Source organism: Phyllobacterium bourgognense, from assembly GCF_003337575.1.
In the GTDB taxonomy this organism is placed as follows: domain Bacteria; phylum Pseudomonadota; class Alphaproteobacteria; order Rhizobiales; family Rhizobiaceae; genus Phyllobacterium; species Phyllobacterium bourgognense.
Genome location: NZ_QPJM01000006.1, coordinates 58,681 through 74,383, shown reverse-complemented (window position 1 = coordinate 74,383; position 15,703 = coordinate 58,681). Strand labels below are relative to the sequence as shown.

Below are 15,703 nucleotides of genomic sequence, written 5' to 3'. Positions count from 1 at the left end.
GTCGCAGTTAGTAAAATGCGACAGATATTATGCGCCAGGCTGCCGCGGCCAACTCTGTTCTTGTCGTTATTGGGCTAATGACTGCACCCATTTCACTCGCTGCAGATTTACCCTTTGGCTGAATTGCTAAGCCGCCAAAAAAGTGGTTCACTTGCCCTTACTGCTCAGAAAAAGTCTGTTCACCAGCGCGTCCCGCGTCTGTCATTCAACTGACACGGGACACCTATATCGGGGTTGCTGAACGTCGAAACAGAGCCAATGACGTATCGCTCAATAGGGGTTTTCAAAATGGTTGGTTATTCAAAACGCTTGCTCGCATTGTCGACAGCTGTGCTGTTCGCGAGCACGACAATTTCATTCGCCGACGCACCGGCCGAGCTGGTTGCCGCGGCAAAGAAAGAGGGCTCACTGACAACGATCGCGCTGCCACATGACTGGTGCGCTTACGGCGATGTCGTAGCCGGTTTCAAGGCCAAATACGGCCTTGAGGTAAACGAACTCAATCCTGATGCCGGTTCGGGCGATGAGATCGAGGCAATCAAGGCGAACAAGGACAACAAGGGCCCACAGGCGCCTGACGTTATCGATGTCGGCTTTGCTTTCGGTCCATCCGCCAAGAAGGACGGCCTGACGATGCCTTACAAGGTATCGACCTGGGATTCGATCCCGGAAAACGTCAAGGATGCCGACGGTCATTGGTATGGCGACTATTATGGTGTTCTGTCGTTCCAGGTAAACACTGATATCGTCAAGACAGTACCGAAGGATTGGGCTGACCTGCTCAAGCCGGAATATGCCAACAGCGTTGCTCTTGCAGGTGATCCTCGCGCGTCCAACCAGGCCATTCTGGCCGTTGCGGCTGCCGGCGCGTCGACCGGTGCCAAGGCTGGCGCCGATGCCGGAACTGCCGGCCTGAAGTATTTTGCCGACATGAACAAGGCGGGTAATTTCGTGCCGGTCATTGGCAAGTCCGGTACGCTTGCCCAAGGTGCAACCCCGATCATCATCAATTGGGATTACAACGCACTTTCAGGCCGCGATACGCTGAAGGGCAATCCTCCGGTTGAGGTTGTCGTGCCTGCGTCCGGCGTTGTCGCCGGTGTTTACGTTCAGGCAATCAGTGCCTTTGCACCACATCCAAATGCAGCAAAGCTCTGGATGGAATATCTTTACTCGGATGAAGGTCAGCTAACCTGGCTCAAGGGTTATTGCCACCCGATCCGCTTTAACGATCTTGCCAAGAACAACAAGATCCCGAAGGAACTGCTCGACAAGCTGCCTCCCGCAGCTGCCTATGAAAAGGCGATTTTCCCGACCCTCGATGAACAGGCAGCCGCCAAGGAAGTCATCACCAAGGATTGGGACAAGGTTGTTGGCGCCAACGTCAAATAAATCCTGATCGATCGGATCCCCGTGGCGCGCGCCGCGGGGATTTGGTTCTGTCAAAGGCGCATTGCGCGCAACAAAATTTACGACGTGACGTGACAAGCCGCTTCCGGATTGATTGCCTGGCAGTTTGCCGGCGGCAGCTATATCTTACCCAAGAATGCGGTAACGAAAACGATGAGTGCGATTTCAGAACCCGGCGCATTGCCTCCGGTCCCCGTTCCGGCAACCGAGCGCAGACGAATGTCGCTCGACTGGCTTGGCGTTATGCCTTTCATCATCTTCGCCGTGTTGTTTTTGATCTGGCCGACGATCTATCTCGTCGCAGGCGCGTTTCAAGACAATGAGGGTAACCTGACCCTCGCCAACATCGCCAATCTCTTCCAGCCGTCCATCATGGACGCCTACTGGATATCGATCAAGATTTCGTTCGCCTCGGCGCTGCTCGGTGCATTGATCGGCTTTTGTATCGCCGCCGCAATCACGCTGGGTGGACTTCCGGGTTGGATCCGTTCGCCGTTGATGACGTTTTCCGGCGTGGCGTCAAACTTTGCCGGCGTTCCTTTGGCTTTTGCCTTCCTCGCCACCCTTGGACGAACCGGCCTCGTCACCTCGTTCCTGTTCAATGTATTCGGCTTCAACCTTTACGCCCACGGCTTCAACCTTCTGAGCTTCTGGGGCCTGACCATCACGTATCTCTACTTCCAGATTCCCTTGATGATCCTGATCATCACGCCAGCGCTCGATGGGCTCAAGCGGGAATGGAAAGAGGCAGCTCTTATTCTCGGCGCAACCGGCCCTCAATATTGGCGCATGGTCGCCTTCCCGATCCTGTGGCCGGCTTTGCTCGGAACAATCCTTCTGCTTTTTGCAAATTCCTTCGGTGCCATCGCGACAGCTTACGCGCTGACGGGATCGTCCCTCAGCATCGTGCCCATCGTCCTCTTCGCGCAAATCCGCGGTGATGTGCTGCAGGATCCACATCTCGGTTATGCACTGGCCTTTGGCATGATCGTCATTACCGGCGTTTCCAACGCAATCTACATCTGGATGCGCGCCCGCAGCGAGAAGTGGCTAAAATGAAAACGAACCGCATCTGGTCCTGGCTCGCACTCGCCTTCGGCATCATCTATTTTGTCGTACCTCTGCTCGGCACGCTTGAATTCTCCTTGCGCATGCGGCGCGGCACCTACTCGCTCGATGCCTATTGGGTGATCCTCAGCGATCCGCGTTTCCAGCAGACGTTCGGCTATTCAATCATCATGGCGATAGCGACCATCATCATCGGCATCGTTCTGGTCGTACCGACCGCTTACTGGGTGCGTTTGCGGTTGCCCGCATGGCGTCCCGTTCTTGAATTCATCACTCTGCTTCCGCTGGTCATTCCAGCCATCGTCGTCGTGTTCGGCTATATCCGCCTCTACAACACCGCTTCGATCCTGCCGTTGACCGGTTCAGCCATGGGAACGAATATCCTGCTCGCCTTCGGTTATACGATGCTGGCGCTGCCTTACATGTACCGGGCGGTCGACACCGGACTCGGATCGATCGATATCAGGACCTTGACGGAAGCAGCGGAAAGCCTTGGTGCAAGCCGCATAACCATTATGGCAAACATCATCCTTCCCAATGTGCTCGTCGCAGTGCTCTCCGGCGCATTCCTGACCTTCGCAATCGTCATTGGCGAGTTTACCATGGCTGCTCTGCTCAACAGGCCGGCATTCGGTCCGTTCCTGCAGCTTATCGGGGCGAATCGCGCCTACGAACCCGCGGCTCTTGCCGTTATCGCCTTCGCCATTACCTGGATCTGCATGGGCCTGATCCAGGTCGTTACCCGCTTCAACAAATCCCTCGCTGCGACCAAGCGCTGAACGGAAATCATACAATGTCATTCTTAACCATCAGCCATTTGAAAAAGAGCTTCGGCGCGACGACCGTCGTTCATGATTTCAATCTGGACATCGAGAAGGGCGAGTTCATCTCCTTTCTCGGACCCAGCGGCTGCGGGAAAACGACGGTCCTGCGCATGGTTGCCGGCTTTGAAACGCCGACTTCCGGCGTGATCACCATCGGCGGCAAGAATGTTGTCAATCTCAAGCCAAACCAGCGCAACATCGGCATGGTTTTCCAGGCTTACGCGCTGTTTCCCAATATGACCGTCGCGCAGAACGTCGCGTTTGGCCTCAAGGTTGCGAAGAAGCCGCAGGCGGAAATCGACGCGACGGTGCATGAGATGCTGTCACTGATCAAACTGGACCACCTTGCTGAGCGCTATCCGTACCAGCTCTCGGGCGGTCAGCAACAGCGCGTGGCCCTTGCTCGCGCCCTTGCCACCAAGCCTCAGGTCCTCCTGCTCGATGAACCGCTCTCGGCGCTTGATGCGAAGATCCGCGTATCGTTGCGCGAAGAAATCCGGGCGATCCAGCGCAAGCTTGGCATCACGACGATCTTCGTCACCCACGATCAGGAAGAGGCTCTGTCGATATCCGACCGCATCGTCGTGATGTATGAGGGCAATGCCGAGCAGGTTGGTGCTCCTTTCGAAATTTACAATCAACCCGCTTCGCGTTTCGTGGCCTCGTTCGTTGGAACACTCAATACGCTCGACGCAGTGGTTCGCGATGCAGGATCAGGCATGATCACCGTTGATGGCAAAGACATTGCAATCGACCGGACACGCCTTAACGGCCACAAGACCGGCGACAAGATTTCGCTCGCGGTTCGCCCGGAGGCTGTCAGCCTTGGCGAAGCCACCGACAAGCGCGAAACGACGCTCGACGGCAAGATCAACAGCGTGCATTTCCTCGGTTCGGTCATCCGCATCCGCGCATCGTTGGGTGAAAACACCGTGTCGTTCGACACGTTCAACAACCCCAGTGCGCCACCACCATCCCCTGGCGAGAACGTCAAGGTTAGCCTGGCAGCCAAGGACCTGCTGGTTCTGGGACACTAGTCAGGATAATTGGCTTTACGCTTTATTCTTGGCAACAAAGCTGACTTCCGGCAGACCCTCGAAATGAGCATCGCAGGTCAATAGCTTCGCTCCGTATTCCAGTGCGGTTGCATAGACGATTGCGTCAGCGGTCGCGAGTTTGTGCTTTACGCAGAGCTCCGCAGCCAGAAGGGCGATCGAGGTTTCAAGCGGCGCGACGACACATGTCTGTGTGAAAGCAATAACCTGATCCGACTGATCGCCTCCGACCTCGCGAGCAAGCCATTTTGCCAGCTCAAGCTGCACGATTGTCGGCACGAGCCAGCCTTCACGTGGCGGTATGAGACGTCCCACAGCCTCGCCGGTAGGAGACAAGATGAGCCATTCGATCCAGGCGGATGTGTCGACGACAAGCATCAGAAGCGATCTTTGCGATCACGATAATCCGTCGCGTTGGCCCCTTTGGCGATTCCGGCGAGTTCGTCAGGCTTTGGCACAGGGACAAGCAGGACCCCCGTCCCCTTGGGAATGAAGACAAACTCCTGGCCGGCCTTCCACTGGTGAGCCGCGCGCACGGCCTTGGGGATGGATATCTGGAATTTTTCCGAAAGCCGGGCCGTGTTGGGCATTATTCTTACCTCTCGCCGATCGATGCATAATTAGTAAGAGTGTACCACGCATTTGCGCTTGTCGGAACCCTGTCGTGCGCGAAGTCACCTACCCCTGGATCGCCTCATCCAGCAGCTTGAGTGCTGCCTTCTTGGTCAGCTTCACCGGATTGCCGCCTGCAGTCGGGTCAACGATAGCCATGTCGGCAATCAGCTCCTTCTGCTTTTTGGTCATGTCGAGGTCGGTGATCAGCCCTGGCAGCGTATGCGGTACCTTCAGCTCCTTGCGCAGCTTGAGCACAGCTTTGGCAAAACCGTCGAAACCGCCCTTGATGCCGATATAGTTGGCAAGTCTCGCGATACGCTCCTCCACCGCATCACGGTTGAAAGCCAGCACATAGGGCATAAACACTGCATTGGTCATGCCGTGATGTGTGTCATAGATGGCGCCGATAGGATGCGACAGGGAATGGATCGCGCCGAGACCTTTTTGAAACGCGGTCGCACCCATTGCGGCTGCGCTCATCATATGGGCTCGCGCCGTCAGATCCTTGCCATTGGCATAGGCTTTAGGCAGGTTCTCGAACACCAGCCGGACCCCTTCAACAGCAATGCCGTCCGCCATCGGATGATAGCCAGGCGCGCAATAGGCTTCCAGGCAATGCGCCAGGGCGTCCATTCCCGTACCCGCCGTTATGAAAGCCGGCATGCCGACTGAAAGCTCCGGGTCAGCGATGACAATCGCCGGCAAGAGTTTCGGATGAAAGATTACCTTCTTCGTGTGGGTTTCCTCATTGGTGATGACCCCAGCACGGCCAACTTCCGAGCCCGTTCCAGCCGTTGTCGGCACGGCGATGATCGGCGCGATGGCGGCACTGTTGGCGCGGGTCCACCAGTCACCGACATCCTCGAAATCCCATACCGGGCGCGTCTGACCCGCTTGAAACGCGATCAGCTTGCCGAGATCGAGTGCCGACCCACCGCCGAAGGCGATGACGCCGTCATGCTTGCCCTTTTTGAAGACCGCAATGCCAGCCGTCAGGTTGGACTCGACGGGATTGGGCTTGACCTCAGAGAACACGCCGTAAGGCACTTTGGCATCGTCAAGGATTTTCAACGTACTTGCCACCACCGGCAGCTTGGCGAGGCCGGGATCGGTGACGAACAGCGGGTTTTTGATCCCCGTCGCTTCCAGAACTTCCGGCAATTCCTCGATGCGGCCCGCCCCAAAGCGGACGGTGGTCGGATAGTTCCATTTGGAAATGAGTTTGCTCATGTCAGGGTCTCTTTTAAAGCTGTAGAAAGTTGAAACTTCTGTTGTGCGTTAAATCTCTTCATGCAAATGATAAGACTTCGGCCTAGTCAAATTGCCATAGCCGATAGCCGACATCGCTGCGCCCTTGCCCGTTTCCTTGACGCCAGTCCAGACCAGCGCCGGGTCGATGTAGTCGCAACGGTTCATGAACACTGTGCCCGTTTCGATCCGGTCGCCGATATCCGCCGCATGATCCGTGTCGGTCGTCCACAGCGAGGCCGTCAGCCCGTACTGGCTGTCGTTCATCAGCGCCACGGCCTCCTCGTCGTTGCGTACCTTCATGATGCCAACGATCGGACCAAAGCTTTCCTCGCGCATCACGCTCATCTGGTGATCGACACCGGTAAGCACTTCCGGCGCAAGGTAGGGCGAACCGGCCTTATCATTGCCGACGCTCATATTCACATGCGCCTTTGCTCCTTTGCGCAAGGCTTCCGCCCTCTGCTCGCGGACGAGATCGGCAAAACGCGTCTGCGCCATCGGCCCCATGGTCGTTGCTGCATCAAGCGGATTGCCGACGACATATTGCTTGGTGAGATCGATGAACCCATCGACAAACCGGTCATAGACGTTCTCGTGCACATAGATGCGCTCGATGCCGCAGCAGCACTGGCCGGAATTGAAGAAGGCGCCATCGACGAGATTGGCAACAGCATGGTCGAGGTTGACGTCCGGCAACACGTAAGCCGGGTCCTTGCCTCCGAGCTCGAGGCCCAGCGTCATGAATGTCCCGGCCGCCGCTTTTTCGATAGCGCGCCCGCCGCCGACAGAGCCCGTGAAGTTGACATGGTCGATACGGCCGGAACCCAGCAGTTTTTCGGTTTGGCCGTGGCTCAGAACGATGTTCTGGAACACGCCTTTCGGCAAGCCGGCCTTCTCGAACGCCTGGGCAAAGCGCTCGCCGACGAGCAGCGTCTGCGCCGCGTGCTTGAGGATCACGCTGTTGCCCGCCATCAATGCAGGAATGATTGTGTTGACCGCAGTGAGATAGGGATAGTTCCACGGAGCGATGACCATGACGACGCCAAGAGGCACGTGCCTGATATAGCGGCGGAACCCCGGCCTGTCGTTTTCGACGACTGGAGCCAGCGCCGTTTCAGCAATCTTGACCATGTAGCGCGTGCGTTCTTCTACACCGCCCTTTTCGCCGCCATAGCGTACCGGACGGCCCATCTGCCAGGCGATCTCCGGCACAATCTCGTCATTCATGGCGAGCAGCGCATCGAGCGCCGCCAGGCATAAACGGCCTCGTTCTGCGATGCTGGTCTGGGCCCAGTCCGCCTGTGCCTGTTTTGCGGATTCAACAGCCGCGTCGATGGCCTTGTCGGTAGCGACAGGACGTTCCGCATAGACAGTGCCGTCGATGGGAGTGATCAGTTTGACCGTCTCGGCCATGGCAAAAACCTCTAGTCTGTATTGGTGATTATCAGTTGTTCAATACCGTTCGAAGCCGCGATGCAACTCCCAGTCGGTCACCCGGCGGTCATATTCGAACTGTTCCCATTTGGCCGTATGCACATAGTGCTCAACGACATCCTCACCCAACGCCGCCTTCAGCATTTTCGAGCGGGAAAGTGTTTCTGTAGCGTCGCGCAAGGTCTTCGGTATCTCCCGCAGTTTCGTACCGCCGTAGGCATCGCCCTGGAATGGCTTGCCAAGCTCCAGCTTCTCATCAATGCCGGCAAGACCGGAAGCGATCAGCCCGGCAAAGGCCAGATAGGGGTTGAGATCGGCGCCGCCGATGCGGCATTCGATACGGATACCCTTCGTGCCTTCGCCGCAGAGACGGAAACCGGCGGTGCGATTGTCCAGACTCCAGACACTCTTGGTCGGAGCGAAGGTGCCCGCCTGGAACCGCTTGTAGGAGTTGATATAGGGCGCGAGGAAATAGGTGAAGTCGTCGGCATATTTCAGCTGGCCCGCCACCCACTGCCGCATCAGCGGCGACATCGTGTGTTCGGCCTTCTTGTCATAAAACAGCGGCGTCTTGCCATCGGCGCTCCACAGGGAGTTGTGGACATGGCTGGAGCTTCCTGCCAGTGAATAATCGTACTTTGCCATGAAGGTGATCGCCTTGCCCATCTGGGTGGCGATTTCCTTGCAGCCGTTTTTCATGACGACATGGCGGTCGGCCATTTCCAGCGCTTCCGCATAGCGCACATTGATCTCTTCCTGCCCAGGACCCCATTCACCCTTGGAATTCTCGACGGGAATACCGGCGTCGAACAGCCCGTTGCGGATGGCGCGCATCACCGCGTCTTCCTTGGTGGTCATCTGGATCACATAATCCTGGATATAGGGCGAAGCAGTATTCATGCCCTTCCAGTGCTTGGCCCGAGCGGTCTCGTAGGTCTCGTCAAAGAGATAGAATTCGAGCTCAGAGGCAAAATAAGCGAGGTAGCCACGCTCCTTCAGCCGGGTAAGCTGACGCTTCAGGATACTGCGGGGCGAATGCGCCAAGTCCTCATGGTGATGGTGATCGAGAATATCGCACAGCACCAGCGCGCACTTTTCCAGCCATGGAATATGGCGGATCGTCGAAAGGTCCGGCTTGATGACGAAATCGCCATAGCCCTGTTTCCAGCTGGCAGCCTTGTAGCCCGGCACCGGTTCCATATCGATATCGTTGGCGAGCAGATAATTGCAGCCATGGGTCTCGTCGTGGGCAGACTCGACGAAATAGGAAGCGTGGAACCGCTTGCCGATCAGCCTACCCTGCATATCGACGAAGCAGGCGAGAACCGTATCAATCTCGCCATTGGTTACGTGGCGCTTTAATTCGTCGAAACTCCAGTGTCCGGGCATATTTTTTTCCTTTGAAAGGTCACTGCGGGTCAAAATAAAAGGGGCGACCGGCGCCAAACCGGTCGCCCCTATTCTCGAAATCAGGCTCGTTCGCCGACCGCCTTTTCCGCTGCCGCGATTTCCGCGGCGCGCCTGGCAACTTCGTCGCCGATGGGTGGTCCGCGGAAGCGGCGCTTCTCGAACCCGTACCAGACGATCGCGGTGACGATCAGGAAGCCAACAGTGATGTAGAGCGCCCATTCATTCGGCGGCTGAATGCCGATGATGAAGATCAAGGCCATCGCGAGAGCTGAAAGCACCGCAAAGAGCTTGAACGTGCCCTCGCCCAGATTCCACGGCCCCATCTTGTTCCATTTCGGCGTGCCCCAGGCAAAGAAACCCAGTGCAATCGGAATGGCGAACGAGAAGAACAGGAAGATGACCGTACAGGAAACGACGATCGTATAGACCGGTGTTTCGCCGATCGACACAAGTGACGAGCCCCAGACGAACAGGACCGAGAGGATCGAGCCTGTCCAGATCGCAGCAACCGGAGTGCGGTGCTGCCGGCTGACCCTCGACAAGGCGCTCGAGGCGGGAAGTCCCTTGTCACGGGCAAAGGCGAAGATCATGCGCGAGACAGAAGTGACAGTCGCAAGTCCGCACAGGAACTGGCAGATGAAGATCAGGAAGTAGAGAATATCCTTGACCAGCGGATTGACCTGTTCGCCCATCGCCCAGAAGAAGACGTTCCAGCCTTGGGCAGCAGCCGCGTTCATGTCCGGGATCATCAGCACGAACGAGCAGAGCATGATGTAGCCGAATACCGCAGACCACAGCACCGACGAAACCATGCCGCGCGGTACGGAATGAGCCGCCTTCACCGTTTCTTCCGATGTATGCGCAGATGCATCATAGCCAGTGATCGTGTAGATCGGCAGCAACAGGCCGAGCAGGAAAACCCATACGCCGGACGTCGCCGGCCAGACATTGCCACCGGCTTCACCGGAATAGTTGGAGAAGGTGAAGAGGCGGCCAATGTCATAGCTGTCCGCGACGGCGAGGCACACAACCGAAAGAGCGATTGCAGTCACGAAGATGAGATAGCCCGAAAAGTCGGTCAGCTTGGCGGTAAGGCCAATGCCCATATGATTGATGAGCGCCTGCAATCCCGTCAGGATGGCAAGGAATATGATCCGCACCGTCGTAGAATCCTCTATTCCTAGATAAGCACCGAAGGCGCCTATGAAGAAGTAATAGGTACCGACATTGATGGCGCCCAGAACGGTGATGAGACCAAGCAGGTTGAACCAGGCGGTCAGCCAGCCGGTACCGCGATTGCCGAGGATGGAACCCCAGTGATAAAGCCCGCCAGCGGTTGGATATGCAGAACTGATCTGCGCCATCGCGATGGCGAAGACGGCAGACACAAGACAGCCGAGCGGCCAGCCGATACCGATCGCTGCGCCACCGGCACCGGAAGTAGCCTGCGCCAGCGAATTGATACCGCCGGACAGGATGCAGATGATCGAGAATGAAATTGCGAAGTTCGAAAAACGGCTCATGCGCCGTTCGAGTTCCTGGGCATAGCCCATGCCGTGCAGGACCTTTACATCCTCCAGCTTGTCAGTGTCCGTATAATCATGGTGTGTCATCACGTTCCCCTGTTATTCTTTGAAGAGTTCCAACGTCAGATACCGCCCTGTTGGGAGCTGTGCCCCCTACTTCCCGTTTACCGTTTCCTTCTTTGATATCCCCGTCATTCCCGGCGGCGGGTTTTGTATGTTCTCCGTCAGCAGCCTGGATAGCATTTTGCCCCAGGCCTGTTGTTCTTGAGCTGTCGTGATCAGATCGTTTCGAATCTCGATCATCACAGCGGGCAATCCAAAGGCAGAAGCGTGTCGCTCCAGAGTGTAATAGACACGGTCTGCCGGTGAATAAGGTTGGTTGATGCCGACATTGAACTCACTCAACGCCTGCAGCCCGGCAATCAATGGCGCGGCAACCCTGTCATCGTCATCGTGAATGACGCCGATGTGCCAGGGACGGGTCACACCGCGATAAACGGGCGTATAGGAATGCACCGCTACATAGGTCGGATCAGGCAAGCCTTTGCCTGCCCGTTCATGTGCCAGTTTCTCGATGGCCTCGTGATATGGCTTGTGCGAAAGCGCTATTCGCTGCGATTTAGCGACTTCGTTCAGATCCACATTACCAGGGATTGTCGTCACTTCACTTAACGAGGGCACAAGGTCCGGTGCGTTGAGTGGACGGTTGCAATCGACGATGAGGCGCGACACACAGGATTCAACCAATGCCGCGTCGAGCTCCCGGCTCATCACCTGACTGACGCCGAGCGCGCCGGGGTCCCAGGCGATATGCTTCTGCAAATCATCCGGATCAAGGCCCAGCGTCCCAAAACTTGCCGGTATGTGATTGGAGGCATGGTCGCAAAGGATGACAAACTGCGAGTGCCCGTCAGGGTTCGATACCCGGACTGGATGCCAGTCGTTTGCCACTGCCCGCGGCGTCCCTTGAGAAAGGCGTTGACCCATCTGCCCTCTTCGGCAACTGTATCTTACGTTACATTTTCTGTTTTTATTTCCACTCTCGTATGATTTGATACATAACAGACAAGATTGTCAAATCCGAAATAACTTTTAGCCGGGGTTCGGGTCATGGCAAAGACAGGAAAAAGCGATGACAACCAGCATTTCCGAGCTGATAGCCGAGAAAATCGACGCGATGCCCACATCGGAACGCAAGGCTGCGCAGACGCTGATCGCCAATTATCCGTTGATCGGATTGCGTACTGTGGCCGAGTTTTCGACTCAGGCCGGCGTAAGTTCGCCGACGATTCTGCGTTTTGTTTCCCGCCTTGGCTTCCAGAGCTACCCGGATTTCCAGGGAGCTTTGCAGGAGGAACTCGCGGCGCAGGTACAGTCGCCATGGAATCGGGCAGCAGCGATCCAGCCTTCAAAAAGCGGCGCCGCATTCCCTCTCATGGAGGCCGCAATCGAGAACATTCGCGAGACCTTTCAACATCTCTCGGCACAACAACTGGATGATGTCACCGACGCCATCAGCCGCAACCGCGCACGCATCTATCTTCTGGGGGGCCGCTTTACCGATCCGATTGCCAGATATATGGCCGCGCATCTCAAGATCACCCGACCGGGTGTGACTCACCTCACTGGCCAGGAAAGCCACTGGCGCGACCACCTGATCGACATGGGAAAGAAGGATGTCCTCGTCATCTTTGATATCCGCCGCTATCAGCAGAGCCTGATTCGCTTCGCCGAAAAGGCACAGGCGCGCGGTGTCGAGATTGTCCTGATAACCGATCAATGGCTGTCGCCCATCGCCCGCTTCGCCCGTCATGTCATCGCCGGCCGCACCGCCGTGCCCTCGCCCTGGGATTCGTCCGCGACGCTCTTTCTAGTAGCCGAGACCTTGATCGCAGAAGTGACCCGCAAACTGGAAAAGACCAGTGCGACACGCATCCGCGACATGGAAAAGCTGCGTGACAATTAGATTGTGAATGCAACCAGTCCCTGCCATTGCTATACAAATGCCCATCACGGGTCGAAGACGTCCCTTCGAGCCCAAGCATCGAAATAAGCAAGGACAAAAATCATGCAGCAAGCTGACATCGGGTTGATTGGCCTTGGCGTCATGGGTGCCAATCTGGCGCTCAATATCGCTGAAAACGGTTATCGTGTCGCGGTTTTCAACAGAACAGTGGCAAAGACCCGCGAGTTCTACGAAGAGGCTGGCAGCCTGAAGGGTCAGATCATCCCTTGCGAAACACTGGAAGATCTCGCGAAGAATATCCGAGCACCGCGCCCGATCATCTTGATGGTCAAAGCCGGAGAAGCCGTCGACGAGCAGGTTGCCGCGTTGAAGCCGTTCCTCGCCAAGGAGGACATCATCATCGATGCCGGCAATGCCAATTTTCACGATACGGTGCGCCGTCTTGCCGAACTCGGACCAAACGATCCGACATTCGTTGGCATGGGCGTTTCCGGCGGTGAGGAAGGCGCGCGCCACGGTCCGTCGATCATGGTTGGCGGCACACCGGAATCTTATGCCCGTATAGAGCCCGTGCTGACCGCAATTTCCGCGAAGTACCACGGCGAATCCTGCTCCGCCCTGCTCGGTCCTGATGGTGCCGGCCATTTCGTCAAGACCATCCACAACGGCATTGAATATGCCGATATGCAGATGATTGCAGAAGTCTACGGTGTGCTGCGCGACGGCCTCGGACTGACACCTGAGGCAATCGGCAGGATTTTCGAAAAATGGAATAACGGCCCGCTGAATTCCTACCTCATCGAGATCACCGCCAAGGTCTTGGCTGCAACCGACAAGAAGACTGGAGAACCCGCCGTCGACGTCATCCTCGATAGCGCTGGCCAGAAGGGAACAGGGCGTTGGGCCGCGATCGAGGCGCAGATGCTCGGTATCCCGGCCACCGGCATTGAAGCAGCCGTGGCCGCGCGATCGATCTCGTCGCTGGTCAAGGAACGGAGCGAAGCGTCAAAAGCTTATGGCGACCTCGGCACCGCCAAGCTTTTAGATGGCGGCCAGGCATTCATCGACGCGCTGGAAGAAGGACTTCTGGCTGGAAAGATCGCGGCCTATGCCCAAGGTTTCGACGTCATGGCCGGCGCGTCGAAGGAACATGGCTGGAATATTCCGCTCGCCACCACCGCCCGTATCTGGCGCGCCGGCTGCATCATCCGCTCGCAATTCCTCGACCAGATCGCTGCCGCCTTTGAAGGCAGAGAAGGTAAAAATCTGCTGCTCGCGCCGGCCTTCGTCGAACGGATGAAAACCGGATCGCAATCCTTGCGCAAGATCGTCGCCGAAGCCGCTCTCGCAGGTCTGCCGACGCCGGCGCTGGCGGCCGCGCTAGGCTATTTTGATAGCTTCCGGCAGGCGCGCGGCACAGCTAACCTCATCCAGGCTCAGCGTGATTTCTTCGGTGCGCACGGCTTCAAACGGATCGGTGAGGAAGGCGATTTTCATGGTCCCTGGTCGGAAGCAAATTAATCGTCAATCGGATTGTCTATGGGACAGCGACAATGCATCAAGCGGGAGCCGGGTTTAATCACCCTGGCTCCCGCCACATCTGTGAGGCATGCAAACCCAACCAAATAGCCAAGCGGACGAAGACGTCGCACTGAAAGGTTAGACATGTCGACCAATACTTACCAACATCGTGTTTATTCTGCTGAACGGCCGGGAAGTCCGTTGCTTTTCGTGTTTCACGGCACCGGCGGTGACGAAAACCAGTTCTTCGATTTTGGCAGACAATTGCTGCCGGAAGCCGGAATTGTCTCACCCCGCGGCGATGTCTCCGAGCATGGCGCCGCACGCTTCTTTCGCCGGACGCGCGAAGGCGTCTATGATATGGACGACCTTGCCGCGCGTACCAGCGCTATGGCGAAGTTTATTCGCGCGCACAAAGACAAGGCGAAGCCATCGAAAACAGTGGCACTTGGCTATTCCAACGGCGCAAACATGATCGCTTCCGTGATGCTGTCCCATCCCGAGCTTTTCGATGAAACCGTCTTGATGCATCCGCTGGTTCCGTGGACCCCAGCGCCGCAAATCGGCCTCGCTGGCAAGCGCGCTTTGATCACAGCAGGAAGGTTGGACACGATCTGTCCGCCGGTTCTGACGCAGACCTTCGCAGATTATCTGATCGAGCAAGGGGTCGAGACTGATCTCGTCTGGCATTCCGGCGGCCACGAAATCCAGCAAAGCGAAGTCACCGCCATAGAACGTTTCATTCGCGCTACGGCGTAAATTGCGTGGTTATCTCCCCCCTTGTGGGGGAGAAAGGATTTTTTGAATTTAGCCCTTGCTAAATTTTTAGAAAATCCAAGAGGGGGTAGTCGAGTGATGCAAATCCCCTCACTTGCGATTTCTAGCACTTAGCAAGAGCTAAGATGCTGGAATCGCTTTCTCTCCCGCAAGGGGAGAGATAATCGGTGTCGGCTTTTGTCCTATCGCGAGAACCGCAGCGAAACTGGCAATACCCTCATCGCATGCGATGAGCGGCGTCCCCTTGGGGTCAGCAACCCATGGCATCCTTCAAGATGGCCTGCCTTCAGTTCCAGCGCCAGAAAGCGCCGGCGTTCGACCGGACCCGGCATGGCAAGGTCTGCTGTCTTCGTACCGCTGAAGCCGAAGCGCTCGTAATATTCCGGATCGCCCACCAGGATGACAGCACCATGGCCGAGCCGCGCAGCTTCTGCTGTTGCGTGCCGCATCAGTGCCACACCGATGCCCTTGCCCTTCAGTGAGGGCTCGACCGCAAGCGGTCCAAGCAGCAATGCCCGTACCGGCTTGCCTGCCGCATCATGTCCAGCCTGGATGTCCCACAGCCGCACTGTGCCGAGTAGCGCACCATTGATCCCGCGTGCGACGAATGCCAGTCCCTCGGAGGGGAGCCGGCCGCGGCGCAGCTTTTCCGACGACTTGCGGCGGCGTCCCTCGCCCATGGCGCGGTCGAGCAAAGCTTCGCGGGCACGTTCGTCCAGCGCCGTCTCATTGCGTATGATAAAGGCCTGCGATCCGTCCGGATGCAGATTTTGTTCGATGAATTCTACTGCGCTCATTGTCTCGACCAATCAAACATAAGGGTGCGTCATCGCTGTCCGGTGAGAG

At 57.0% G+C, this 15,703-nt stretch carries 15 protein-coding genes; 7 read left to right on the top strand and 8 right to left on the bottom strand.

From position 1 onward, the window contains the following. The first annotated feature begins 288 nt into the window (after nt 1–288). The 4 genes from C7476_RS12540 (at nt 289) to C7476_RS12525 (ending at nt 4,339) form a co-directional block, all read left to right on the top strand. Complete coding sequence (locus tag C7476_RS12540) at nt 289–1,392, top strand: ABC transporter substrate-binding protein (protein WP_114430261.1); 1,104 nt, start codon at nt 289–291, stop codon at nt 1,390–1,392. A gap of 171 nt (nt 1,393–1,563) precedes the next feature. After that, on the top strand, nt 1,564–2,469 hold the full coding sequence (locus C7476_RS12535) for an ABC transporter permease (protein WP_114430448.1): 906 nt from the start codon (nt 1,564–1,566) through the stop codon (nt 2,467–2,469). Beyond that, a complete protein-coding gene (locus C7476_RS12530) occupies nt 2,466–3,257 on the top strand; it encodes an ABC transporter permease (protein WP_114430260.1) in 792 nt (263 codons plus the stop codon). The genes C7476_RS12535 and C7476_RS12530 overlap by 4 nt, the downstream gene beginning before the upstream one ends. A gap of 14 nt (nt 3,258–3,271) precedes the next feature. Beyond that, on the top strand, nt 3,272–4,339 hold the full coding sequence (locus C7476_RS12525) for an ABC transporter ATP-binding protein (RefSeq protein ID WP_114430259.1): 1,068 nt from the start codon (nt 3,272–3,274) through the stop codon (nt 4,337–4,339). 15 nt (nt 4,340–4,354) lie between these two features. On the opposite strand, the gene C7476_RS12520 is transcribed toward C7476_RS12525, so the two are convergent. The 7 genes from C7476_RS12520 to C7476_RS12490 form a co-directional block, all read right to left on the bottom strand. Beyond that, on the bottom strand, nt 4,355–4,735 hold the full coding sequence (locus C7476_RS12520; protein ID WP_114430258.1) for a type II toxin-antitoxin system VapC family toxin: 381 nt from the start codon (nt 4,733–4,735) through the stop codon (nt 4,355–4,357). After that, nucleotides 4,735–4,947: an AbrB/MazE/SpoVT family DNA-binding domain-containing protein gene (locus C7476_RS12515; protein WP_114430257.1), complete on the bottom strand. Its 213-nt coding sequence runs from the start codon at nt 4,945–4,947 to the stop codon at nt 4,735–4,737. The genes C7476_RS12520 and C7476_RS12515 overlap by 1 nt, the downstream gene beginning before the upstream one ends. 88 nt (nt 4,948–5,035) lie before the next feature. Further along, a complete protein-coding gene (locus C7476_RS12510; protein ID WP_114430256.1) occupies nt 5,036–6,202 on the bottom strand; it encodes an iron-containing alcohol dehydrogenase in 1,167 nt (388 codons plus the stop codon). A 48-nt stretch (nt 6,203–6,250) separates the two neighbouring features. After that, a complete protein-coding gene (locus C7476_RS12505; protein WP_114430255.1) occupies nt 6,251–7,636 on the bottom strand; it encodes an aldehyde dehydrogenase family protein in 1,386 nt (461 codons plus the stop codon). 39 nt (nt 7,637–7,675) lie between these two features. Beyond that, nucleotides 7,676–9,046, bottom strand: coding sequence for a glutamine synthetase family protein (locus tag C7476_RS12500; RefSeq protein ID WP_114430254.1), 1,371 nt, complete (start codon nt 9,044–9,046; stop codon nt 7,676–7,678). 80 nt (nt 9,047–9,126) lie between these two features. Next, nucleotides 9,127–10,680, bottom strand: coding sequence for an amino acid permease (locus C7476_RS12495; RefSeq protein WP_114430253.1), 1,554 nt, complete (start codon nt 10,678–10,680; stop codon nt 9,127–9,129). A 66-nt stretch (nt 10,681–10,746) separates the two neighbouring features. Further along, nucleotides 10,747–11,580, bottom strand: a complete 834-nt coding sequence (locus C7476_RS12490) for an N-formylglutamate amidohydrolase (protein WP_114430252.1) — start codon at nt 11,578–11,580, stop codon at nt 10,747–10,749. Between the two features lie 145 nt (nt 11,581–11,725). Between C7476_RS12490 and C7476_RS12485 the strand changes: the two genes are divergently transcribed. The 3 genes from C7476_RS12485 to C7476_RS12475 all read left to right on the top strand — a co-directional run bounded on the left by C7476_RS12485 (nt 11,726) and on the right by C7476_RS12475 (nt 14,839). Then, nucleotides 11,726–12,559, top strand: a complete 834-nt coding sequence (locus tag C7476_RS12485) for a MurR/RpiR family transcriptional regulator (protein ID WP_114430251.1) — start codon at nt 11,726–11,728, stop codon at nt 12,557–12,559. Nucleotides 12,560–12,661: 102 nt separating this feature from the next. Further along, nucleotides 12,662–14,080, top strand: a complete 1,419-nt coding sequence (gene gndA, locus C7476_RS12480; protein ID WP_114430250.1) for an NADP-dependent phosphogluconate dehydrogenase — start codon at nt 12,662–12,664, stop codon at nt 14,078–14,080. A 144-nt stretch (nt 14,081–14,224) separates the two neighbouring features. Next, nucleotides 14,225–14,839 (top strand): alpha/beta hydrolase, encoded by a 615-nt coding sequence (locus tag C7476_RS12475; protein ID WP_114430249.1) that lies wholly within the window; start codon nt 14,225–14,227, stop codon nt 14,837–14,839. 200 nt (nt 14,840–15,039) lie between these two features. Here the strand turns inward: C7476_RS12475 and C7476_RS12470 are convergent, their stop codons facing one another. After that, nucleotides 15,040–15,654, bottom strand: coding sequence for a GNAT family N-acetyltransferase (locus C7476_RS12470; RefSeq protein ID WP_114430248.1), 615 nt, complete (start codon nt 15,652–15,654; stop codon nt 15,040–15,042). Nucleotides 15,655–15,703 lie beyond the last annotated feature (49 nt).